Origin of the sequence: Micromonospora sp. NPDC005413 (assembly GCF_040606435.1) — a bacterium.
GTDB lineage: Bacteria > Actinomycetota > Actinomycetes > Mycobacteriales > Micromonosporaceae > Micromonospora.
In genome coordinates, this window is the sequence record NZ_JBEXEV010000007.1 from 156,575 (window position 1) to 178,058 (window position 21,484).

Sequence of the window (21,484 nt, forward strand, 5' to 3'; positions counted from 1 at the left end):
TGCCGGTCCGGAGGTGTCGAACGGGCCGCGACCGCCGGAGCCGGATGACCGGGACGCCGTGATTCATACCTCAGTTCACCATCGGCACGAAGATCGCCAGCAGCAGGTAGGCGGTCGGCACCGCGAACAGGATCGAGTCCAGTCGGTCCATCAGACCGCCGTGGCCGGGCAGCAGGTTACTCATGTCCTTGACACCGAGATCCCGCTTGATCATGGACTCGGCCAGATCGCCGAGGACCGCCGCGCAGGAGACGGCCACCCCGAACAACGCGCCCCACCAGGGGGCCACCTCGAACATCAGCCACAGCAGCAGCGCGCTGCCCAGGGCCGCCGCGGTGACCGAGCCGGCGAAACCCTCCCAGGACTTCTTCGGGCTCACCGACGGGGCCATCGGGTGTCGGCCGAAGGAGACACCGGCCGCGTATCCGCCGGTGTCGGAGAGGACCACCGCGATCAGCGTGGCCAGGATGCGCAGCGGGCCGTCGTCGGGGGCCGCCGCCAGCAGCGCCGCGAAACCGCCGAGGAACGGCACGTAGACGGCGATCAGGGTGGCTGCGGTGAGATCCCGCTGAAAGCCGGCCGGACCGTCGCCCAGCCGCCAGATCATGGTGCCCAGCACGGTGACCAGTAGCCCCAGGCTGAGCGCGTCCGGGCCGGCGAACCAGGCCAGACCGACTGTCAGCACACCGCCGGCGATCAGCGGCACCAACGGTGGGTGGGCGCCGCTGCGCCGGACCGCTCGGGCCATCTCCCACATGCCGATGGCGATGGCGGCGGCGATCACCGGCAGGAACGCCAACGGGTAGAAGGCCAGCGGCACCACGATCAGCGCGCCGAGGCCGAGCCCGACCCCGATCGCCGCTGGGAGGTTGCGGCCGGCACGCCCATTGCCCAACTGCTGAGTGGCGGGTCGGTCGGCACTGGCCCGGCGTCGACCTCTCGACCGTCGACCGGTCGCCGCCGGATCCTGGTCCGGTGCCAGGTCGGCCCGGACGGGCGCGAGCTGCTCGGTCGGATACCCGGGGTCGTCGAGGCGGGCGGGAGAGCCCCGGTCCGGGTGCTCCGGGCCGTCGTAGCCGTTCGGCCCGTCGCCAGCGGCAGGCAGGTGGTCGTACCGGTCGCGGTCGTCGAAACGATCGTGCCGGTCACGGTCGTCGAAGCGGTACCGGTCGTCCGGGCGGCCACGCTCGTCGTACGGCTCCGTCGCGTGCGGGTCGGCGTACGGTCGGGTGTGCGGCTCGGCGTACAGCTCCGGGGGGCCGGGGGCTGTACGGCGGCTCCACTGGCCCGCATCCAGGTCCTGTTCGGGCCAGGGCAGTGCCACCGGGCGCTCGGGCCGGTCCCAGCCACGAGGCTCGCTGCCGTAGGGGTCGGGGTGGGACATCACGCACCGCGACGCGACACGAGAACCACCACATGACGCAAGACCACAAGCATCCCCTACACGCGCGATGTTCCTCCGATTGACCGCCCCGACGGTCGGTCGATTCCCGGTGTTCACCGCCCGGTGGCCGGGAATCCTGCAGAGCCTACTGCACCCGCCGTACCGGCACGGTGGACGAGGCACGGCGACGGACCTCGCCCTGGCCGCCAGCCCCCGGTATTGCACCCGGGCCGGGCCACCGCCCGCTTGTCGCTCCGCGACACGGACACGGGTGAGCAGTTGGCCGAGACCACCATTTCGTGCTGAGGTACGACGCGAGGCCCGTCCCCAACGTCGGGACGGGCCTCGGAGCATCTCACCCGCCCAGCGGGCGGACCGTCACACCTCGAGCAGCTCGGTTTCCTTGTGCTTGACGAGGTCGTCGATGCTGGCCGCGTAACGCTGAGTCAGGTCGTCGAGCTCCTTCTCGGCGCGGCGACCGTCGTCCTCGCCGGCCTCGCCGTCCTTGACGATCCGGTCCAGCTCCTCCTTGCCGCGGCGGCGGACGTTGCGGATCGCCACCTTGGCCTCCTCACCCTTGTGCCGGGCCACCTTGATCATGTCGCGGCGGCGCTCCTCGGTCATCTGTGGGAGCAGGATGCGCAGCTGAGTGCCCTCGTTGTTCGGGTTCACCCCGAGGTCCGAGTCGCGGATCGCCTTCTCCATCACGTTGATCTGCGAGTTGTCGTACGGCTTGATGATGGCCATCCGCGGCTCGGGGATCGCGATGGACGCCATCTGGGTCAGCGGTGTGGGCGTGCCGTAGTAGTCGATGATGACCTTGGAAAACATGGCGGGGTTGGCGCGACCGGTACGGATGGCGCCGAACTCCTCCTTGGCGTGCTCAACCGCACGCTCCATCTTCTCCTCGGCCTCGAGGAGGGTGTCGTCGATCACCGGTCTCCTCGCCTCCTTCTGTGCTCGTCGTGGGCTCTGCTGAAAGTCGTCAGACCGCCGCTGCCAACGCCATCGGCGGGGCTCAGGCGGTGATCAGGGTGCCGATCTTGTCGCCACCCACCGCGCGGATGATGGTGTCGTCACCCTGCGCGCCGAAGACCAGCATCGGCAGGCCGTTCTCCATGCAGAGGCTGAACGCCGCCGCGTCGGCCACCCGCAGGTTGCGGCGCAGCGCCTCGGAGAAGGTGATCGAGTCGAGCTTGCTGGCGGTGGGGTCGATCCGGGGGTCGGCCGTGTAGACGCCGTCCACGCCGTTCTTGCTCATCAACACCACGTCGGCCCGGATTTCCAGCGCCCGCTGGGCGGCCACCGTGTCCGTGGAGAAGTACGGCATCCCGGCGCCGGCGCCGAAGATGACCACACGGCCCTTCTCCAGGTGCCGGATCGCCCGCAGCGGGATGTACGGCTCGGCGACCTGGGCCATGGTGATGGCGCTCTGCACCCGGGTCTCGATGCCTTCCTTCTCCAGGAAGTCCTGCAGCGCGAGGCAGTTCATCACGGTGCCGAGCATGCCCATGTAGTCGGCGCGGGCCCGGTCCATCCCGCGCTTCTGCAGCTCCGCGCCGCGGAAGAAGTTGCCGCCACCGACCACCACGGAAACCTGCACGCCGCGGCGGACCACGGTGGCGATCTGCCGGGCGATGGCCTGGACGACATCCGGGTCGACGCCGATCGCGCCGCCACCGAACACCTCACCGGAGAGCTTCAGCACCACCCGGCGGGCACGCCCCGGCGGCGGCGCCGTCGGATCGTCCACCGCCAGCGTCCGGTCACTCACAACCTGCGTCATCCGCCCCGCCCTTCCCCACGCGCACGCCCCGTGCGGCGCGTACCGCGAACCTGCCGCTGCCGACCCTATGTGACGAGGAGGCCGCGGTGCCTGTCACGTACACCGGCGGCCTCCTCGTTGACGTCTCTGCCCACGGGCGCCCGCGGCGCCCGGTGGCGACTCAGGCCTGACCGACCTCGAACCGCACGAAGCGGGTGACCTCGATGCCGGCCTCGGCCAGCAGCTGCTTCACCGACTTCTTGTTGTCAGACACGGACGACTGCTCGATCAGGACGTAGTCCTTGAAGAACGAGTTCACCCGACCCTCGATGATCTTCGGCAGGGCCGCCTCGGGCTTGTTCTCCTCGCGGGCGGTCTGCTCGGCGATGCGCCGCTCGGACTCGACGACCTCAGCCGGAACCTCGTCCCGGGTGAGGTACTTCGGCCGCATCGCGGCGATCTGCATGGCCACACCACGGGCGTCGGCGTCGCCCGCCTCGTCGGTCTTGCCGGTGTACGACACCAGCACACCAACGGCCGGCGGGAGGTCCTGGGCCTTGCGGTGCAGGTAGACGGCGGTGGTGCCCTCGACCTTGGCGAACCGGTTGAGCACCAGCTTCTCGCCGATCTTGACCGACTGCTCCTGGATCAGGTCCGCGACGACCTTGCCGTCGAGCTCGGTGGCGAGCAGCTCCTCGGCGGTGTTCACGCCGGAACGCTCGCCGTGCTCGACCAGCTGCTGGCCCAGCGCGATGAACGACTCGGTCTTGGCGACGAAGTCGGTCTCGCAGTTGAGCTCGAGCAGCGCCTTGCCGGAGTGGGCGACGAGGCCGTTGGCGGCCGTACGACCGGCCCGCTTGCCGACGTCCTTGGCGCCCTTGACGCGCAGGATCTCGATGGCCTTGTCGAAGTCGCCCTCGGCCTCGGTCAGCGCCTTCTTGCTGTCCATCATGCCGGCGCCGGTGAGGTCGCGGAGCTTCTTGACGTCCGCGGCGGTGATTTGGGACATGGCTCTCTCTTCGATGTTGAGACGGCGTGTGGATGGTCAGAGGTGCCGGTTACCCGGATCCGGGCGAATCGTGCCCGGTGTACCGCCGCTGCCCCGCGCCCGAAAACGGGACGGCGGGGCAGCGACGGTGCAATCACTCCGCGGTAGCGGCCGCCGGCTGCTCGGTGGCGGCCTGCGCCGGCTGCTCCGGGGCGGCGGGCTGCTCGGCCGGGGCGGCGGCGGGCTGCTCGGCGGCGACAGCGGCGGGCTGCTCGGCCGGGGCGGCCGACTCGTCGGCCTTCTTCGGCTCCAGCAGCTCGCGCTCCCACTCGGTCAGCGGCTCGTCGCTCGCGACACCCTCGGGCTTCTCGTCGGTGCCCCGGCGACGGCCGGAACGCGCGATCAGACCATCCGCGACGGCAGCGGCGACGACCTTGGTCAGCAGCTCGGCCGACCGGATCGCGTCGTCGTTACCCGGGATCGGGAAGTCGACCTCGTCCGGGTCACAGTTGGTGTCCAGCACCGCGATCACCGGGATGCCCAGCTTGCGGGCCTCGTCGACGGCGATGTGCTCCTTCTTGGTGTCGACGATCCAGACCGCGGCGGGAAGCTTCTGCATGTCCCGCAGACCACCGAGGGTGCGGGTCAGCTTGATCTTCTCGCGGGAGAGCTGCAGGGTCTCCTTCTTGGTGTAACCGGCGGTGGTGCCGCTGAGGTCACCCAGGCCCTCCAGCTCCTTCATCCGCTGGAGCCGCTTGTACACCGTCTGGAAGTTGGTCAGCATGCCACCGAGCCAGCGGTGGTTGACGTACGGCTGGCCGACCCGGGTCGCCTGCTCGGCAATCGCCTCCTGGGCCTGCTTCTTGGTGCCGACGAACAGGATGCTGCCACCCTCGGCGACGGTCCCACGCACGAACTCGTACGCCTTCTCGATGTACTCGAGGGTCTGGCGGAGGTCGATGATGTAGATGCCGTTGCGCTCGGTCATGATGAAGCGCTTCATCTTCGGGTTCCAGCGCCGGGTCTGGTGCCCGAAGTGGACACCGCTCTCCAGCAGCTGGCGCATGGTCACGACGGCCATGGTTGGGGTACTCCTCAAGATCCCTGGTTGTCACGCCCGGCCGGTGGCCGGGCGTCCTGGCGCCTGGTCGCCGGCCCATGGTGGACCCGATCAAGATCGGGACCAGGGAGGCCGTCACTCCGCGATGATTCGTGAAGAGGGCGCGCGAGGTCGACCGCACGAGGCGGTCGCCAGTTGGCCAGTGTACGCCCCTCACCCGTTCAGCCGTTCCGGGGTGCGCGTGGGGTGCTGCTCCGCCGCTGGCCGCTGGCCGCTCGCCGCCCGCCGCTCGCCGCTCGCCGCTCGATCGCTGGAAGATCGCGCTGGTTCATGGAAATAGTGGCCTCCCGCGTCGCGGGAGGCCACTATTTCCTGGTTGTTGCGTGAATCATCAGCTGCGACGGGCTGGCTGCGGGTCAGCCGGCGGCGAGCGCCGCCGCGAGGAAGAGCCCCAGGCCGACGGTCAGGTAGGCCGTCGGCGGGCGTAGCCAGCCCCGGCCGCCGTCGGAAAGCGCCAAACCTCCGGTACGGAGCCCATAGAGCCCGGTTGCGAAGATTGGCAGAGCGGCGACCAGGGCGATGCCCACCACCACGTTCCCGGCGTCCACCGGATCACCGGTCACGCCTGCCAGCAGCACCCGCAGCGCGGGGAACTCGAAGATCAACACCAGCAGGGCGAAGAGTACGGCCAACACCGGGCGGCGGGTCCGGTAGACGCCGTCGGCCACCGGCGGATACACCGGCGGCTCGCCTGCGGGCAGGTCGCCGCGGGGGGTGATCGGATGCATCGGGCCGGTCGGCATCTCCAGCGGGTGTGGCGTGTCGCCGCCCCGGGTCGGCTCGACGATCGGATACCCGCCGAGCGGGGCCGGACGAGCCTGGTCGGCGAGCACACCGGCCGACGTGTCGCTTGTCGGCGTCGCCACGCGGTTGGCGGTGGCGTCCTCGCGGCCGATGGTCAGCGGGGAATCCGTCCCGCCCGACTCCCGGGCGGCCCGGCGACCGGGCAGCTCACCGGAGATCTCCGAGGGGTCCCGGTCCGCCCGCCGGGACCGGGTAGCCCGGTATCCGTCGGTCTCCGGCCGTGCGTCCCCCAGCGGGTCGACCGCGCCGAAACGTCCGGACTCGGACTCGGGGGTACCGAAGCGGACGGGCTGGCCCTCGACCGCTCCAAAGCGACCGGAGTCCGGCTCCGCCACGCCAAAGCGAGCCGAGTCCGGCTCCGCCGAGGCGAAGCGGCTCGAATCCGGCTCAGCCGAGCCGAGGCGGCCCGCGTCGACGGCCCCGAAGCGGCCGGAATCCGGCTCAGCCGAGCCGAGGCGGCCCGCGTCGGCGGTCCCGAAGCGGCCGGAGTCCGGCTCCCGACGTCGGCCGGCGCCGGTGTCCTCGCCGAAGCGACCCTCGTCGGCGCCACGCTGCTCGGGAATCTCGCTGTCCCGGTACCGCGGTTCGCCCGCGCCACGCCACTCCGACTCGCCGTAACCGCGACCCCGCTCGTCGGGGTACCAGCGTGACTCCTGATCTTCCGGAATGCTCCGTCGTCCGTCCACGTCCGGCACCGTATGCGACCGGCTGCCTCCGCGCCATTTGAACCCGGCTCGGGCCTCGCCGGCCGCCCACCTGTGCAGCAGGGTGGTTTAGCACATCGCGGGCTTGATCGTCCGGTTGTCCACAGGTGACCCGTCGTCCACAGTTCGGCCTCCGACGGGGTCGCGATGCTGGTGCGGCGACGGGCACCGTGCCGGCCATGACGAAGCGGAACCAGGCGGTTGGCGCGTACGGCGAGCGGTGCGCCGCCCGGCACCTGACCGAGGCAGGGCTGCGCCCGGTCGCCCGAAACTGGCGCTGCCCGGCCGGGGAGATCGACATCATCGCGTGGGATGGGCCGGTGCTCGCCTTCTGCGAGGTGAAGACCCGCCGGAGCGACGACTTCGGCACCCCTGCCGAGGCGATCGTGCCGGCCAAGGCCCGCCGGCTGCGGGGGCTCGCCGCGCGTTGGCTGGCCGAGACCGGCACGACCGCCGAGGAGGTGCGCTTCGACGTGCTGTCGGTGCGCCTGCCCGACGCCGGTCCGGCCCAGGTCGACCACCTCAAGGGCGCGTTCTGAGATGCGGACACCGGACGTTCGGGCTGGCGGTGACGCGCGATGAGCTACGCGAAGGTGCTCTGCGTGGGGCTGGTCGGAGTCACCGGCCACCTGGTCGAGGTGGAGGCCGACCTGGCCGCCGGCCTACCAGCGGTGGTGATCTCCGGTCTGCCGGACACCGCCCTGCACGAGGCCCGCGACCGCGTCCGCGCCGCCGTGGTCAACTCCGGCCAGCGCTGGCCCAACCGGCGGATCACCCTCAACCTGCTGCCCGCCACGCTGCCGAAGTTCGGCTCCGCGTTCGATCTGGCCATCGCCGCCGCTCTGTTGGGTGGCTCGGGTGAGCTGCCGCTGCTTCCCCTGGAGGGGGTGGTGGTCCTCGGCGAGCTGGGGCTGGACGGGACGGTCCGGCCGGTGCGCGGGGTGCTCCCGATGGTCGCCGCCGCAGCTCAGGCCGGCGTCGAGCGGGTGATCGTCCCGGTCGGCAACGCCGCCGAGGCCGCGGTCATCCCCGGGGTACGGGTGCGAGCGGTGGACACCCTGCACCGGCTGGTCGCCTTCGTTCGCGACGGCACCCCGCTGATCGAGCCGCCGGCCGCCACCCCGGCACCGGTCGTCGACGGGCCGGATCTCGCCGAGGTCGCCGGGCAGCAGATGGGCCGGCGCGCGTTGGAGGTCGCCGCCGCTGGCGGGCACCATGTGGCACTGCTCGGCCCTCCGGGCGCCGGCAAGACGATGCTCGCCGAACGGCTGCCGTCGATCCTTCCCGAGCTGGACGACGACGCGGCGCTGGAGGTCACGGCGCTGCACTCGGTCGCCGGGCTGCTGCCACCGGGCAGCCGGTTGCTGCGTCGCCCGCCGTTCCAGGCACCGCACCACACCGCGACCATCCCGTCGCTGGTCGGTGGCGGCTCGGGGCTGGCCCGACCCGGCGCGGTGTCGCTGGCGCACCGCGGTGTGCTCTTTCTGGATGAGGCCCCCGAGTTCAGCAAGGGCGCCCTGGAGGCACTGCGTCAACCCCTGGAGCAAGGCCGCATCCAGCTGAGTCGCAGCGGGGGTGGCACCGTGTACCCGGCCCGAACCCAGTTGGTGCTGGCCGCCAACCCATGCCCCTGCGCCAAACCGGCCGGCGACGCGCACTGCGAGTGCACGCCGTTGGCCCGCCGCCGCTACCTGGGCCGGCTCTCCGGGCCACTGCTCGACCGGATCGACGTACAGGTGCGGCTGATGCCGGTGCGGGCGGCGGAACTGATGGCACCCGACGGCGAGGCCGAGCCCTCGGCGACGGTCGCCGCCCGGGTGGTGGCGGCCCGGCAGGCGGCGGCCACCCGCTGGGCCAGCCTCGGCCGGCGGGTCAACGCCGAAGTGGACGGCCCCCATCTGCGCCGACCGCCGTGGCGACTGCCCGCCCGGGTCACCGTCGAGCTGCGTGGCCGGCTCGACTCCGGCTCGCTGTCGGCGCGCGGCTTCGATCGGGTGATCCGGATGGCCTGGACCATCGCTGATCTGGACGGCCGGGACCGGCCAGACCTGGACGACGTCCGGGAGGCGATCCAACTACGGACGGGGGAGGCGACGTGAGCGCCGACGAGGAACGCAGGCTGGCCCGGGTCGCACTGACCTGGCTGGCCGAGCCGGGCACCCGCGCGGTGCACCGACTGGTGGAACGGCTCGGCCCGGTGGCGACCCTGGACCTGCTGCTCGACGGCGGCAGCCCGGACGGCTGGCTGCACACCACGGTGGCCGCCCGGTCGGCGGCTGGCGACGCCCGGGCGGTGGCGGCCGAGGCGCTGGACCGGGCGGACCGGCTCGGTGCCCGGCTGGTCACACCGGACGACGAGGAATGGCCGGCCCGGGTGGCGGGCCTGGCCACGCTGCAACTGCCGGACGTCACCCGCCGGGTGGACGGTGAGACGGCCCCACCGCTCTGCTTCTGGGTACGCGGCAGCTGGCCGCTGGGCGAGGCCCTGGAGCGCTCGGTGGCCGTGGTCGGGGCGCGGGCGGCCACCGGCTACGGCCAGCACGTCGCCACTGAGCTGGGGTACGGGCTGGCCGAGCGGGACTGGACCGTCGTGTCCGGTGGCGCGTTCGGCATCGACGCTGCCGCCCACCGGGGTGCCCTCAACGCGGGCGGCCTGACCGTCGCGGTGCTCGCCTGTGGCCTGGACCGGCCGTACCCGATGGGCAACGCGGCGCTCTTCGACCGGATCGCCGACACCGGGCTGCTGGTCAGCGAGTGGCCGCCCGGCGCCGAGCCGCTGCGGCCCCGGTTCCTGATCCGCAACCGGGTGATCGCCGGAGGCACCCTGGGCACCGTCGTGGTGGAGGCGTCGGCGCGCAGTGGCGCGACGCAGACCGCTCGGCGAGCCATCTACACCGAACGGGTGGCCATGGTGGTGCCCGGGCCGGTGACCTCGGCGATGTCCGTCGGGGCACACGAGTTGCTCCGCGAGTTCCCCAAGGCCCGGCTGGTCACCGGGGTGGCGCACGTGCTTGAGGAGGTGGGCCGGATCGGCACGGACCTGGCCCCGCTGGCGCGAGGCCCGCAACGGCCGACCGACACGCTCGACGACGACGCGCGCTCGCTGCTGGAGGCGCTGCCCCGCCGGGGCGCGATGGGCGTGGACCGGCTCGCCGCCCGCGCCGGTGTCGACCTACGGACCGCGTTGCGCAAGCTGTCCCTGCTGGAGGAGTTGTCCATGGTGGTCCGTCGCGACGACGGCTATGCCCTCGCCCCACCCGTCAAACCGAAGCGCGACACCGAAGGCGTCACCGCACCCTGAAGCACAGGGCACCTTGATAGTCGGTGTTACCGGTACCGTGCGCGGTCATGGGTGCTGTCAAGCCGTGGCACATCGCCACGCTGTGCTGTCTCGTCACGTCCGCCGCGCTCATTGCCGGCCTGGTCGCGGTACTGATCAAGAGGGCCAACCGCCGCTAGACGAACATCGGCACCATCGTGGCCGGTGACGTACGCCGCCCGGCCGTAGGCTGGTGCCGTGCCAGCTGTCAGTGGGGTTGCCCGGGCCGGTCGAGCCAGCGCGTCGGCACGGCTGGCGGAGCCACGATGAGCCGGCCCGACCGGGGCACCCGGGCCATGCACCAGGCGCTACCGCCAGCGCTGCGCGACGCCATCGACGACTTCGCCGAGCACCTGTCCCGGGTGCGTAACCGGTCGGCGCACACCGTCCGCGCGTACGTCACCGACCTCGTCTCGCTGCTCGACCACGCCGTACGGATGGGCTGCGTCGACCTGGCCGAGCTGGACCTGTCGGTGCTGCGCAGTTGGCTGGCGCGGCAGCGAACCACCGGTGCGGCCCGCACGTCGTTGGCCCGGCGGGCCGCGTCGGCGCGGGCGTTCAGCGCCTGGGCGCACCGGGCCGGGCTGCTCTCCGCCGACGTGGGTGCCGCGCTGGCCAGCCCTCGTGCGCACCGGGAGCTGCCCACCGTTCTGCGCGCCGACCAGGCCGTCGCTCTGGTCGAGGCGCCGGCCCGGCAGGCACCGCCCGCAGACCCGCCGGCCGGGCCGACATCGGACGCAGCGGAACGGGCCGCGACCGAGGCGGTACCGCTGCGCGACCGGGTACTGCTGGAGCTGCTCTACGCCACCGGCGTGCGGGTCAGCGAGGCCTGCGGGTTGGACGTCGGGGACGTCGACCACGGCCGACGGGTGATCCGGGTGTTCGGCAAGGGCGGACGGGAACGCTCGGTGCCGTACGGGGTGCCCGCACAGCGGGCGTTGGACGAATGGCTACGCCGGGGCCGGCCACCGTTGGTGGGCACCCGCTCCGGCGATGCGCTGCTGCTCGGCGCCCGAGGTGGTCGGCTCAATCCGACGACCGCGCGTCAGATCGTCGGTGCGTACGCAGAGGCAACCGGCCTGCCCCGGACCAGCCCACACGGTCTGCGCCACTCCGCTGCCACCCACCTCCTGGAGGGTGGCGCGGACCTGCGCGCCGTGCAGGAGCTGCTCGGCCACTCGTCGCTGGCCAGCACGCAGATCTACACGCACGTCTCGGTGGAGCGGCTGCGCGCCGCGTACCGCCAGGCCCATCCACGCGCCTGATCAAGGGCCGGAGGGCGAGGGAGCGCGGCGGTTACGATCATCGAGTGAGCGTCCCGCAGCCCCCCGAGTCGATCCCGGGCGCCCGCCTGCTCTTCTCCCTGGATCCGGCGGTCAGCCACCTCAACCACGGCTCGTTCGGCGCGGTCCCGATCGGCGTGCAGCGAGCCCAGCAGCGGCTGCGCGACGAGATGGAGGCCAACCCCCTGCGCTTCTTCACCCAGGGGCTGGTCGACCGCATCGCCCACACCCGCCGGCACCTCGCCGGGTTCCTGGGCGCCGACCCCGACGGCAGCGCCCTGGTGGGCAACACGACCACCGGCGTCGCCGTGGTGCTCCAGTCGCTGGGCCTGCGACCCGGCGACGAGGTGCTCAGCACCGATCACGGGTACGGGGCGGTGAGCCTGGCCATCCAACGCGAGTGCCGCCGCACCGGAGCGGTCAGCCGGGTCCTGCCGATCCCGCTGGACGCCACCCACGAGCAGATCGTGCAGACCATCCGCGCCGGCCTGCGTCCCGGGCGTACCCGGCTGCTTGTCGTCGATCAGCTCACCTCGGCCACCGCCAAGCTCTTCCCGACCGCCGCCATCGTCGGGGTTGCCCGCGAACATGGCGTGCCGGTGCTGGTGGACGCCGCGCACGCCCCGGGCATGCTGCCCACGCCGGTGGCCAGCATCGGCGCCGACTTCTGGGTGGGCAACCTGCACAAGTGGGCGTACGCCCCGCGCGGGACCGCCCTGCTGACGGTGGCACCGCAGTGGCGGGACCAGATCGAGCCGCTGGTGGTCTCCTGGGAGCAGGACTCCGGTTTCCCGGCCCGGATCGAGTGGCAGGCGACTCTCGACTACACCTCCTGGCTCGCCGCCCCGGCGGGCCTTTTCACGCTGCGCAGCCTCGGCGTCGACCGGGTGCGGGCGTACAACGCCGCCCTCGCCGCGTACGGCCAGCGGGTGGTGGGGGACGCGCTGGGTGTGCCTCCCGCCCAGCTGCCCGACCCCGGCGGGCCGGGGGTGTCTCTGCGCCTCATTCCGCTGCCGGCAGGCACGGCGCCCACCATCGACGCGGCGCGGGCGTTGCAGACACGGATCGGCGAGCGGCTCGCCGCCGAGGTGGCGGTGATGAGCTGGAACGGCCAGGGGTGGCTGCGGCTCACCGGTCAGGTCTACAACACCGCCGACGAGTACGAACGGCTGGCCGTGCGGCTGCCGGCACTGCTCGCCCAGCGCTGACCCCACTGCCCCCGCCGGCGCTGACCCCGTCGACCGGGAGAAGTCGCACCGGGCCGAGGCCGAGCAGTGCCAGCGGGTCCAGATATTCCTGGCCCCGGCGTAGGCCCCAGTGCAGGCACGCGTTGGCTGGGCAACCCGGATGCCCGGGCAGCAGCTCACCCAGTGGCGCGCCGGCGGCGACCGGCTGACCGGGGCGTACGGCTGGTCGGACCGGTTCGTGGGTGGTCCGCAGCCCGTCGGCGTGCCCCACGGTGATCACCGGTCGGCCGGCCACCAGGCCGGCGAAGAGCACGGTGCCCGACCCGGCGCTGCGGATCACCGCTCCGGGCGGGGCGGCCAGGTCGACCCCCCGGTGGCCGGGCAGCCACGGCCGGGGCGGCGGGTCGAACCGGCGCACCGGACGAGGCGGCCCGTCGACCGGCCAGCGGAACCGCCCAGGGCCGGCGTCCACCTGGTCCGCCGCCACCGCGAGCGGCACGGCCGGCGCCGGTGACTGGCCGGGCACCGCCGCGACCAGCACAGCCAGCCCGCAGAGCTGGGCGGTCAGCGCGAGCGGCAACGCGGTGCAGAGCAGGACGGTACGGCGGATCGAGCCGACACACGGTGCGGATGGCGGTCGCATGACGGCAGCCTTCGGGCAGGGCCGGGTCGTCCGCCAGCCCGGCCGACCGAGCTGTGGATGACCGGAGGACCTGTGGACGACCACCCGAAGGCCGTCGATGATCTGCTATGCCCGAGGTGGGTGGACGCTGCCTATGCTGGGCCGATGACTCGGGACTGGCTCTCCTGGCACGAGGACCACGACGAGCCGGGGTCGGCGTTGGCCGCCCGGCTCACCACCACTGTTCATTGGATCCGGTCTCGTAGTCGTACTGCTCGACGTGGTCCCATTCCCCTCCGGTCACCTTCTGGTAGGCGTCGGAGGGAACATCGAGAATCGATTCCGCATGCGCGGCCTCCACGGTGGTGAAGCGCTCGAACGCCGTGGCATCCGCCAGCACGGCATTGAACGCCGTTGGTCCCGCCACTACCACCGCGCAGCGCGCGTACAGGAAATCGTCATCGGACAATCGTGCGGCACCCGGCGAAGCAGGCTGTGCCAGCACCCGACGGTCCAACTGGTGGAGCTTGAACGCAAGCGCCTCGGCGAAGTCGATGATCCGCTCCACCGGCTCTTCCGACAGCACAGACGTCAACCGCTCGTACGGCCGGTCGTCCTGGACCTCGGGCTGACCGCCCAGCACCGCAACGAGCCGCCAGAATTCCTCATCTGCAAGCATTGAGATCCTCAACCAATCGTCGCTCGACCGAAGTGGTGCCAGTTTCCACTTCGTCCCCCGCTGACCCCCGCCCGGCCGTCCCGCCGGCCCGTGTTGGGCCATCACGAAGGGCCTAGGCTGGGCCGCGTACGGCGCGGGTGCCGCCGTTTGGACCGGGAGGCCCGCATGACCAGTGTCGACGACCGGACGACGTCCCCGAGCGGGCCGACGCTGGCCGAGGTGAGCGGGCCGTCCCGGCTCGCGGAGCCGGACGAGGCGATCAGCGCCGAGGAGTTACAGCTCGCCGCCCGCAACCACGGCATCCCGTTGGAGGCGCTGCGCTACGACGTCACCCCGGCCGGGCTGCACTACCTGCTGATCCACTACGACATTCCGGAACTCGACCCGGCGACGCACACGCTGACCATCGGTGGCGCGGTGGACCGGCCGCTGACGGTCACGCTTGCCGAGTTGCGCGAGCGACCGCGGGTCACCCACCAGGTGACCCTGGAGTGCGCCGGCAACGGTCGAGCCCTGCTGCATCCCCGGCCGGTCAGCCAGCCCTGGCTGGTCGAGGCGGTCGGCAACGCCGAGTGGACCGGCACCCCGCTGGCGCCGCTGCTGCGTGAGGCGGGCCTCGGGTCGGACGCGGTGGACGTGGTCTTCACCGGCGCCGATCACGGTGTCGAGCGCGGGATCGAGCAGGACTACCAGCGGGCGCTGCCGGTCGCCGACGCGCTGCGCGAGGAGGTGCTGCTGGCGTACGAGATGAACGGCGCTCCCCTGCTGCCGCAGCACGGCGCACCGCTGCGACTGATCGTGCCGGGCTGGTACGGCATGGCGCACGTGAAGTGGGTCCACTCCATCGAGATTCAGACCAAACCGTTCGACGGCTACCAGAACGCGGTGGCCTACCGGGTGCGCCGGGATGCCGACGACCCGGGCGTGCCGGTCACGCGGATCGAGCCGCGTGCGCTGGTCCGCCCGCCCGGCTTCCCCGACTTCATGTCCCGTCGCCGGGTGCTGCGCCCCGGACCGTGCACCCTCGACGGTCGGGCCTGGTCGGGGCACGCGCCGGTGGTCGCCGTGGAGGTGACCACCGACGGCGGGGAGAGCTGGGCACCGGCCGTGCTGGACCCGGCGGAGGCTGGAGATTTCGCCTGGCGGCGCTGGCGACACGAGTGGGTCGCGACGCCCGGTCGGTACGTGCTCGGCGCGCGGGCGACCGACGCGTCCGGGCGGACCCAGCCGGTCGAGCAACCGTGGAACCGTGGCGGCTTCGCCAACAACCTGGTGCAGCGGGTCGAGGTCGTGGTGCCGGCCGAGTGATCGGCGGCGACGGCTACGCCACGGGTGGGGGGCCCGTGGTGCGGCCGGGCGGTACGGGTGCGGTCAGCCGCCGAAGCCGGAGTCGGCGGGCAGCGAGATGTCGGGCTTCTCCAGCTCCTCGACGTTGACGTCCTTGAAGGTCATCACCCGGACGTTCTTCACGAAGCGGGCAGGACGGTACATGTCCCAGACCCAGGCGTCGTGCATCTCGACCTCGAAGTAGACCTCGCCGTCGGAGTTGCGCACGTGCAGGTCGACCTGGTTGGCCAGGTAGAACCGACGCTCCGTCTCCACCACGTACGAGAATTGGCGGACAATGTCGCGGTACTCCCGGTAGAGCTGCAGCTCCATCTCGGTCTCGTACTTCTCGAGATCTTCCGCGCTCATCGCACTCCGCCTTCCATGGCCACATCTTCCCCCACCGGCGTCGGAGGCCGAGGCTGCTCGCCCAACGCCACGCCGACGGTACCCCCTGACGCCCAGGAGCGCTCCATCGGCTCTTCCGGGCCGTGGCCGCCGGGCCGTCGGGCGCGCGGCGGCCGGCCGTCGCGGCCGGAGACGGTGGCGACATTGACGTACGAGAACCGGTGCTCCCGGCACGGCCCGTGCTCCCGCAGCGCCGCGGTGTGCTCCGGGGTGATGTAGCCCTTGTGCTCGGCGAACCCGTACGCCGGGAACACCCCGTCCATCTCCACCATGATCCGGTCCCGGGTGACCTTGGCCAGCACGCTGGCTGCCGCCACGCACGCCGCCACGCGGTCGCCCTTCCACACCGCCAGCCCGGGCACGCCCAGGCCGTCCACGCCGAAGCCGTCGGTCAGCACGTACTCCGGGCGCGTGGTGAGCAAGGCGAGCGCCCGGCGCATCGCGGCCAGGTTGCACACGTGCAGACCCCGGGCGTCGACCTCCTCGGCCGGGATGACCACCACGGCGTACGCGAGTGCCCGGTCCACGACCTCCGCGTACACCCGTTCCCGGCTCGCCGGGGTGAGCAGCTTCGAGTCGGCCAGCCCCTCGATCTCGCCGCGCCGCCCCTCGGGCAGCACCGCCGCGGCGGCGACCAGCGGACCGGCGCACGCGCCCCGGCCCGCCTCGTCGGCGCCGGCGACGTGCCGGAAGCCGCGCCGTTGCAGCGCCCGTTCCAGGGCGTACAGCCCGGCCTCGCGGCGCACGACGGTGCGCGGCGGGGTCAGCACGACGCCTCGTCCCGATCGGCTGCGGTCGACTGCCCCAGCCGGGTCAGCAGGGCGGGCAGCTCGGAGGGGTAGAACCGCTCACCGCTGGCCGCCAGCTCGTCGGGAAGCCACCAGCGGTGGCCGGCGATGCTGCGCTGCTCGACGTCGTTGAAGCCCGCGGTGTCCACCTCCCAGGACGGCACCCGGAACAGGAAGAAGTCCTGCTCCTGGCGGTACCAGGTGCCGTCGAACGGAAACTCGGTCGTGTCGGACCAGACCGGCTCGCCCAGCTCGGCCGGGTCGAGCCGCAGCCCGGTCTCCTCGGCCAACTCTCGGGCCGCGCCCGCCGCCGGCGACTCCCCCGGATCGAGCCCGCCGCCCGGCGTGAACCAGTAGCGATGCCCGGGTCGTGCCGGGTCGAAGCCCTCGAACAGCAGGACCCGACCGGCCGCGTCGACGAGCAGCACGCGGGCCGCGCGTCGAGGGGTGTGGACACGGTTGCTGCTGTTCGCGACTGCGGGGCTCGCAAGCTCACTCCTCGCGCTCACGTTCACCGCCCCAGCCTGCCAGACCGACGGCGGATCGCCCACGCCCCCGTCGGTCTACGGCTTGGGAATGCCGTCGTACTGATCGGGCACGGTCAGCCACGTGGCCCGATTGAACGGCCAGAAGACGGTGAACGCCCGCCCGACCACTTCCTTCTCGGGGATCGTGGCCTCGGTGATGTTCTGCCCGGACTGCTGCCAGTGCTCCAGTGAGTCGCCCGAGGCCGAGCGGTGGTCGCCCATCACCCACAGCCGACCCTCCGGCACGGTGATGTCGAACTCCTGGTCGGCCGGCTTGTCGCGGATCCCATCCATCGAGAAGATGTACGGCTCATCCAGCGACTTGCCGTTGATGATCAACCGCTCCTCCGCGTCGCAGCAGACCACGTGATCGCCGGGAGTGCCGATCACCCGCTTGATGAAGTCCTCACCGTCGGGGTTGCCGCTCCACTCGGTCGGAGCCTTGAACACGATGACCTCGCCGCGGTGCGGCGATCGGAAGTCGTAGACCAGTTTGTTGACCAGCACCCGGTCATCGATCTTGAGAGTGTTCTCCATGGACGGGGAGGGGATGAAGAAGGTCTGCAGCACGAAGGCGCGGACCAGCACCGCGACCAGGATCGCCACACCCAGCAGGATCGGCAGCTCCTTCCAGAAGGAGCTGCGGGGCTTGTCGGTCTGCTCGTCAATCACGCCAAGGAGCCTACGTTGCCGGACCGGACGTCACCGTCCGGAACGCGCGGGAACCACGCAGCGCGGCCACCAGCGGAAGAATCAGCAGCACACCGCCCTGCGGGGTCGGTCGCACCGGGGGCGCGCCGGAGGAGGCCGTGGCCGGTCCGGACACGTCGTCGAATGTCGACGGCACCGACAGCGAATTCCACCGCGACGAGGGCCAGACCACCATGAAGGCCCGGCCGACCACGTTGTCGATCGGCACCGGGCCCTGACAGCGTGCGTCCTGGGAGACCTCGCGGTGGTCACCCATCACGAAGATCTGACCGGGCGGTACGACAACCTCGTCGAAGCGCCGGGAGCGGCACTCCGACGGGTTGGGCGGCAGGTCCAGCGGGGAGTTCCGCAGCACGTACGGCTCGTTGAGCGGGGTGCCGTTGACGGTCACCCGACCCTGGCTGTCGCAGCACTTGATCCGGTCGCCGGGCAGACCGATCACCCGCTTGATGAAGTCCTTCTCACCGGGGCGGCTCACCCCGACCAGGTCGCCGACGGTGCGGGCGAGCTTGCCGGCGACGCCGGGATCCGGCTGCTCGTCGACCTGCGGCGCCCAGCGGTCGGTGCCCCGGAAGACCACCACCTCGCCGCGTACGGGGTCACGGACGTCGTAGACGACCTTGTTGACCAGCACCCGGTCCCCGATGAGGAGCGTGTCCTCCATCGAGCCGGACGGGATGAAGAACGCCTGGAGCAGGAAGGTGCGGATCAGCACCGCGAGGCAGAAGGCGACGACCAGCAGCAGCGGAAGCTCCTGCCAGAGTGGCATCTGCCGGCGGCCACGGCGAGCCCGTCGGCGCCAGGGATCGACGGTGCCGTCCTCGTCAAGCGTCTGCACCACGCCACTCCCCGGTCCGCAGAAAAACCACCGCCCGGGAGCCTCGTCGAGGCTCCACGGGCGGTAGTGGACGGCTGCCCATCACGTGGGCGGGCCTGCCGCCTAGCTGCGCCCGTACGACCAGGGTAGTGCGATCTGGTCGATACGGCATACGCGCAGCTCAGGCGGCGTGGCGAGCGGGAAGTCAGCTGGGCTGCTTCTCCCGCTTCTCCTTGATCTTGGCCTTCTTGCCGCGCAGCTCGCGCAGGAAGTACAGCTTCGCGCGACGCACGTCACCGCGGGTCAGGATCTCGATCCGGTCGATGCCCGGGCCGTTGAGCGGGTAGGTCCGCTCAACGCCGACACCGAAGCTGATCTTGCGGACCGAGAAGGTCTCGCGCAGACCGTCACCCTGGCGACGGATCACGACGCCCTGGAAGATCTGGACACGGGACCGGTTGCCCTCGACGACGCGGGCGTGCACCTTGACGGTGTCACCGGCCCGGAAGTCGGGAAGGTCGGTCCGCTTCGACTGGGCGTCAAGGGCGTCCAGGATGTTCATCGCTGCGTCCTCGTAAGGCTCACGGCGCACCGTCACTCGGTGCGCGGGTGGGTGGTTCTGATCCCCGGGTGGTGGTCGGCGAGCCGACCCCGGTCGGGGATCCTCGCAGCTGCCCGCGGGCGCGGACGGATGCGGCAACCCCCCTACTTTGCCACATCCCCCGGCGGCGGCTGAAATCCGGCCCGGTCCAGGGCCGCGATGTCCCGTTTGTCGAGCCGGTCGGCGGGCAGCGCGGCGAGCAGGTCCGGGCGGCGGGCGGCGGTCCGCAGCAGGCCCTCCTCGCGCCGCCAGCGGGCGATCTTGCCGTGGTCCCCGGAGCGGAGCACCTCCGGCACGTCGTGCCCACGCCAACTCGGCGGCTTGGTGTAGATCGGCGCTTCCAGCAGCCCGTGCGCGTGCGACTCCTCGTCCAGCGAGCCCGCGTTGCCCAGCACCCCGGGCAGCAGCCGGGTGACCGCCTCCAGCATCACCAGGACCGCGACCTCGCCGCCGAAGAGCACGTAGTCACCGAGCGAGACCTCGGTGACCGGCATCCGGGTGGCGGCGTGTGCCAGCACACGTTGGTCGATTCCCTCGTAGCGACCGCAGGCGAAGAGCAGGTGCGACTCGGTGGCCAACTCGTACGCCATGGCCTGGGTGAACGGGGCGCCGGCCGGCGACGGCACCAACAGCCGGGGCGGCGGGGCCTCGGCCGGCGCGAGCGCGTCCAGCGCCTCACCCCACGGCTCAGGACGCATCACCATGCCCGGCCCGCCACCGTAGGGGGTGTCGTCGACCGTGCGGTGCACGTCGTGGGTCCAGGTCCGCAGGTCGTGCACGGCAAGCTGGAGTACGCCGTTGGCCCGCGCCCGCCCGATCAGCGACAGGTCCAGCGGGGCGAAGTACTCCGGAAAGATCGACACGACGTCGACGCGCATGCGGGGGTGCTCCAGCGGGCTAGAGGTCGAGCAGTCCGGCTGGCGGGTCGACGATCACACGTCCACCGGCGAGGTCGACCTCCGGAACGATCGCCCGGACGAAGGGGATCAACGCGGTACGCCCCTCGGGGCGCCGCAGGACCAGCAGGTCGGAGGAGGGTGCGTGGTCGATCCGAACGACCTCGCCCAGCCGTTCGCCCGCCCGGGTCACCGCGGCCAACCCGACCAACTGGTGGTCGTGGAACTCCTCCGGATCGTCCGGCGGAGCCACGTCGGCGCTGTCCACCACGAGCAGCGTCCCGCGCAGCGCCTCGGCGCCGTCGCGGTCCAGGATGCCGTCGAACGCGACCAGCATCCGGCCCTGGTGAAAGCGGGCTTCCTCGATGGTCAGCTCCGCGGGAACCCGGAACGGCACCCCGAGCCCGTCCGCTGGCGCGGGAGCCGGGACGGCCCCAGGCTCAATGCCCGGCACAGTGCTGCGCGGGGAAGCGGTAGGAGGCTTCGCCCCCGGCTCAGTGCGCAGCACTGTGCCGGGGGCGAACCGTGCTTCGGGCTCGTCGGTCCGCACTTCCACGGTGACCTCACCGCGGACGCCGTGCGGCTTGCCGATCCTGCCAATGACGAGCTGCATCAGTACGAGTCGACGATGTCGACGCGTACCCCGCGCCCGCCGATGGAGCCGATCACCTGGCGCAGCGCCTTGGCGGTCCGGCCGGACCGCCCGATCACAGTGCCGAGGTCCTCGGGGTGCACGCGAACTTCGAGCCGCTTGCCCCGACGGGAATCGACCATCCGCACCCGGACGTCGTCCGGGTGGTCGACGATGCCCTTGACCAGGTGCTCCAACGCCGGACGCAATGGCATGTCAGGCCTGCTCACCGGCGTCGGCAGCGGCGGCCGGGGCCTCGGCCGGAGCCTCGGCAGCGGCGGCCGGAGCCTCAGTCTTCGGAGCCTCGGCCGCAGCCTCGGTCTTCGGAGCCTCGGTCTTCGGAGCCTCGGTCTTCGGAGCCTCGGCAGCCTTGGCGGCCTTCTTGGCCGGCTTGGCCGGGGTCTCCGGGGCGAGCCCGGCGGCGGCCTTCGCCTCAGCCTCGTACGCCGCCTTGCGGTCGGCCCGCTCGGCGGCGACCAGCAGCGGCGGCGGGGCCGGCAGGCCCTTGTACTTCTGCCAGTCACCAGTCAGCTCCAGCAGCCGCTGCACCGCCTCGCTCGGCTGAGCGCCGACGGACAGCCAGTACTGGACCCGCTCCGACTTGACCTCGATGATCGAAGGGTCTTCCTTCGGCTGGTACACCCCGACGAACTCGATCGCCCGACCGTCACGCTTGGTGCGCGAGTCGGCGATGACGATGCGGTACTGCGGGTTGCGGATCTTGCCCATCCGCAGGAGCCGGATCTTTACGGCCACAGTTGTTTCGCTCCTGTTGCGATCTCACCGGCCCGTGCGGGCGGTGTGCATGGGTGAGCGCCGACGGCACAGTGGGGTTGGGCCGGAGACTACTCGGTGGACTGGCAACGTGCCCGGGTTAGAGGGCGCCGGACGCGCGCCGGATACCAGCGACCTATTCTGCCAGAT

General features: G+C 71.8%; 24 protein-coding genes. 6 read left to right on the forward strand and 18 right to left on the reverse strand.

Annotated elements, in window-relative coordinates:
* Positions 1-70: 70 nt before the first annotated feature.
* From ABZS37_RS11825 to ABZS37_RS11850, 6 genes are all read right to left on the reverse strand, one after another.
* Positions 71-1,384 carry a phosphatidate cytidylyltransferase gene (locus ABZS37_RS11825; RefSeq protein ID WP_355168042.1) on the reverse strand — a complete coding sequence of 438 codons (1,314 nt, stop codon included), beginning with the start codon at positions 1,382-1,384 and terminating at the stop codon, positions 71-73.
* A gap of 378 nt (positions 1,385-1,762) precedes the next feature.
* Positions 1,763-2,320 carry a ribosome recycling factor gene (gene frr, locus ABZS37_RS11830; RefSeq protein WP_355168044.1) on the reverse strand — a complete coding sequence of 186 codons (558 nt, stop codon included), beginning with the start codon at positions 2,318-2,320 and terminating at the stop codon, positions 1,763-1,765.
* An 82-nt stretch (positions 2,321-2,402) separates the two neighbouring features.
* The gene (gene pyrH, locus ABZS37_RS11835; RefSeq protein WP_088946657.1) at positions 2,403-3,170 is read right to left on the reverse strand and encodes a UMP kinase; all 768 of its coding nucleotides are present in this window, start codon (positions 3,168-3,170) and stop codon (positions 2,403-2,405) included.
* Between the two features lie 160 nt (positions 3,171-3,330).
* On the reverse strand, positions 3,331-4,158 hold the full coding sequence (gene tsf / locus ABZS37_RS11840) for a translation elongation factor Ts (RefSeq protein ID WP_354993162.1): 828 nt from the start codon (positions 4,156-4,158) through the stop codon (positions 3,331-3,333).
* Between the two features lie 133 nt (positions 4,159-4,291).
* Positions 4,292-5,218, reverse strand: coding sequence for a 30S ribosomal protein S2 (rpsB, locus tag ABZS37_RS11845; protein WP_355168046.1), 927 nt, complete (start codon positions 5,216-5,218; stop codon positions 4,292-4,294).
* A gap of 395 nt (positions 5,219-5,613) precedes the next feature.
* Positions 5,614-6,747: a hypothetical protein gene (locus ABZS37_RS11850; protein WP_355168048.1), complete on the reverse strand. Its 1,134-nt coding sequence runs from the start codon at positions 6,745-6,747 to the stop codon at positions 5,614-5,616.
* A gap of 197 nt (positions 6,748-6,944) precedes the next feature.
* On the opposite strand from ABZS37_RS11850, the gene ABZS37_RS11855 reads away from it, so the two are divergent.
* The 5 genes from ABZS37_RS11855 to ABZS37_RS11875 all read left to right on the forward strand — a co-directional run bounded on the left by ABZS37_RS11855 (position 6,945) and on the right by ABZS37_RS11875 (position 12,575).
* On the forward strand, positions 6,945-7,304 hold the full coding sequence (locus ABZS37_RS11855; protein WP_355168050.1) for a YraN family protein: 360 nt from the start codon (positions 6,945-6,947) through the stop codon (positions 7,302-7,304).
* Between the two features lie 39 nt (positions 7,305-7,343).
* A complete protein-coding gene (locus ABZS37_RS11860; protein ID WP_355168052.1) occupies positions 7,344-8,864 on the forward strand; it encodes a YifB family Mg chelatase-like AAA ATPase in 1,521 nt (506 codons plus the stop codon).
* Positions 8,861-10,066, forward strand: coding sequence for a DNA-processing protein DprA (locus tag ABZS37_RS11865; RefSeq protein WP_355168054.1), 1,206 nt, complete (start codon positions 8,861-8,863; stop codon positions 10,064-10,066). Before ABZS37_RS11860 ends, ABZS37_RS11865 begins: the two co-directional genes overlap by 4 nt.
* Before the next feature lie 284 nt (positions 10,067-10,350).
* Positions 10,351-11,349 (forward strand): tyrosine recombinase XerC, encoded by a 999-nt coding sequence (locus ABZS37_RS11870; protein WP_355168056.1) that lies wholly within the window; start codon positions 10,351-10,353, stop codon positions 11,347-11,349.
* A gap of 44 nt (positions 11,350-11,393) precedes the next feature.
* On the forward strand, positions 11,394-12,575 hold the full coding sequence (locus tag ABZS37_RS11875; RefSeq protein ID WP_355168058.1) for an aminotransferase class V-fold PLP-dependent enzyme: 1,182 nt from the start codon (positions 11,394-11,396) through the stop codon (positions 12,573-12,575).
* Here ABZS37_RS11875 and ABZS37_RS11880 read toward each other — a convergent pair.
* Positions 12,496-13,197 carry a M23 family metallopeptidase gene (locus tag ABZS37_RS11880; RefSeq protein ID WP_355168060.1) on the reverse strand — a complete coding sequence of 234 codons (702 nt, stop codon included), beginning with the start codon at positions 13,195-13,197 and terminating at the stop codon, positions 12,496-12,498. The two genes, ABZS37_RS11875 and ABZS37_RS11880, sit on opposite strands and share 80 nt — an antisense overlap.
* 211 nt (positions 13,198-13,408) lie before the next feature.
* Complete coding sequence (locus ABZS37_RS11885) at positions 13,409-13,855, reverse strand: DUF4240 domain-containing protein (protein WP_355168062.1); 447 nt, start codon at positions 13,853-13,855, stop codon at positions 13,409-13,411.
* Positions 13,856-14,020: 165 nt separating this feature from the next.
* Between ABZS37_RS11885 and ABZS37_RS11890 the strand changes: the two genes are divergently transcribed.
* Positions 14,021-15,163, forward strand: coding sequence for a sulfite oxidase (locus ABZS37_RS11890; protein WP_355168064.1), 1,143 nt, complete (start codon positions 14,021-14,023; stop codon positions 15,161-15,163).
* Positions 15,164-15,226: 63 nt separating this feature from the next.
* Here ABZS37_RS11890 and ABZS37_RS11895 read toward each other — a convergent pair whose 3' ends face one another.
* The 10 genes from ABZS37_RS11895 to rpsP all read right to left on the reverse strand — a co-directional run bounded on the left by ABZS37_RS11895 (position 15,227) and on the right by rpsP (position 21,316).
* The gene (locus ABZS37_RS11895; RefSeq protein ID WP_007075222.1) at positions 15,227-15,550 is read right to left on the reverse strand and encodes a DUF2469 domain-containing protein; all 324 of its coding nucleotides are present in this window, start codon (positions 15,548-15,550) and stop codon (positions 15,227-15,229) included.
* Entirely contained in the window at positions 15,547-16,359 is an 813-nt protein-coding gene (locus ABZS37_RS11900; RefSeq protein ID WP_355168066.1) for a ribonuclease HII, read from the reverse strand. The genes ABZS37_RS11895 and ABZS37_RS11900 overlap by 4 nt, the downstream gene beginning before the upstream one ends.
* Entirely contained in the window at positions 16,353-16,892 is a 540-nt protein-coding gene (locus ABZS37_RS11905) for an NUDIX hydrolase (RefSeq protein ID WP_355168068.1), read from the reverse strand. The genes ABZS37_RS11900 and ABZS37_RS11905 overlap by 7 nt, the downstream gene beginning before the upstream one ends.
* 48 nt (positions 16,893-16,940) lie before the next feature.
* Complete coding sequence (gene lepB / locus ABZS37_RS11910; RefSeq protein ID WP_355168070.1) at positions 16,941-17,576, reverse strand: signal peptidase I; 636 nt, start codon at positions 17,574-17,576, stop codon at positions 16,941-16,943.
* Between the two features lie 10 nt (positions 17,577-17,586).
* Positions 17,587-18,456, reverse strand: coding sequence for a signal peptidase I (gene lepB / locus ABZS37_RS11915; RefSeq protein WP_355168072.1), 870 nt, complete (start codon positions 18,454-18,456; stop codon positions 17,587-17,589).
* A 181-nt stretch (positions 18,457-18,637) separates the two neighbouring features.
* On the reverse strand, positions 18,638-18,994 hold the full coding sequence (gene rplS / locus ABZS37_RS11920) for a 50S ribosomal protein L19 (RefSeq protein ID WP_355168074.1): 357 nt from the start codon (positions 18,992-18,994) through the stop codon (positions 18,638-18,640).
* A 143-nt stretch (positions 18,995-19,137) separates the two neighbouring features.
* Positions 19,138-19,911 carry a tRNA (guanosine(37)-N1)-methyltransferase TrmD gene (gene trmD / locus ABZS37_RS11925; protein ID WP_355168076.1) on the reverse strand — a complete coding sequence of 258 codons (774 nt, stop codon included), beginning with the start codon at positions 19,909-19,911 and terminating at the stop codon, positions 19,138-19,140.
* Between the two features lie 19 nt (positions 19,912-19,930).
* The gene (gene rimM, locus ABZS37_RS11930) at positions 19,931-20,542 is read right to left on the reverse strand and encodes a ribosome maturation factor RimM (RefSeq protein ID WP_355168078.1); all 612 of its coding nucleotides are present in this window, start codon (positions 20,540-20,542) and stop codon (positions 19,931-19,933) included.
* A complete protein-coding gene (locus tag ABZS37_RS11935; RefSeq protein WP_172862164.1) occupies positions 20,542-20,802 on the reverse strand; it encodes an RNA-binding protein in 261 nt (86 codons plus the stop codon). Before ABZS37_RS11935 ends, rimM begins: the two co-directional genes overlap by 1 nt.
* Positions 20,777-21,316 (reverse strand): 30S ribosomal protein S16, encoded by a 540-nt coding sequence (gene rpsP / locus ABZS37_RS11940; RefSeq protein WP_355168080.1) that lies wholly within the window; start codon positions 21,314-21,316, stop codon positions 20,777-20,779. The genes ABZS37_RS11935 and rpsP overlap by 26 nt, the downstream gene beginning before the upstream one ends.
* Positions 21,317-21,484: the final 168 nt, after the last annotated feature.

Coding starts and splice junctions, on each gene's coding strand:
- ABZS37_RS11825 (WP_355168042.1), bottom strand. CDS start 1,384: ATGTCCCACCCCGACCCCTACGGCAGCGAGCCTCGTGGCTGGGACCGG.
- pyrH (WP_088946657.1), bottom strand. CDS start 3,170: ATGACGCAGGTTGTGAGTGACCGGACGCTGGCGGTGGACGATCCGACG.
- tsf (WP_354993162.1), bottom strand. CDS start 4,158: ATGTCCCAAATCACCGCCGCGGACGTCAAGAAGCTCCGCGACCTCACC.
- rpsB (WP_355168046.1), bottom strand. CDS start 5,218: ATGGCCGTCGTGACCATGCGCCAGCTGCTGGAGAGCGGTGTCCACTTC.
- ABZS37_RS11855 (WP_355168050.1), top strand. CDS start 6,945: ATGACGAAGCGGAACCAGGCGGTTGGCGCGTACGGCGAGCGGTGCGCC.
- ABZS37_RS11860 (WP_355168052.1), top strand. CDS start 7,344: ATGAGCTACGCGAAGGTGCTCTGCGTGGGGCTGGTCGGAGTCACCGGC.
- ABZS37_RS11870 (WP_355168056.1), top strand. CDS start 10,351: ATGAGCCGGCCCGACCGGGGCACCCGGGCCATGCACCAGGCGCTACCG.
- ABZS37_RS11880 (WP_355168060.1), bottom strand. CDS start 13,197: ATGCGACCGCCATCCGCACCGTGTGTCGGCTCGATCCGCCGTACCGTC.
- ABZS37_RS11885 (WP_355168062.1), bottom strand. CDS start 13,855: ATGCTTGCAGATGAGGAATTCTGGCGGCTCGTTGCGGTGCTGGGCGGT.
- ABZS37_RS11890 (WP_355168064.1), top strand. CDS start 14,021: ATGACCAGTGTCGACGACCGGACGACGTCCCCGAGCGGGCCGACGCTG.
- ABZS37_RS11895 (WP_007075222.1), bottom strand. CDS start 15,550: ATGAGCGCGGAAGATCTCGAGAAGTACGAGACCGAGATGGAGCTGCAG.
- rplS (WP_355168074.1), bottom strand. CDS start 18,994: ATGAACATCCTGGACGCCCTTGACGCCCAGTCGAAGCGGACCGACCTT.
- trmD (WP_355168076.1), bottom strand. CDS start 19,911: ATGCGCGTCGACGTCGTGTCGATCTTTCCGGAGTACTTCGCCCCGCTG.
- rimM (WP_355168078.1), bottom strand. CDS start 20,542: ATGCAGCTCGTCATTGGCAGGATCGGCAAGCCGCACGGCGTCCGCGGT.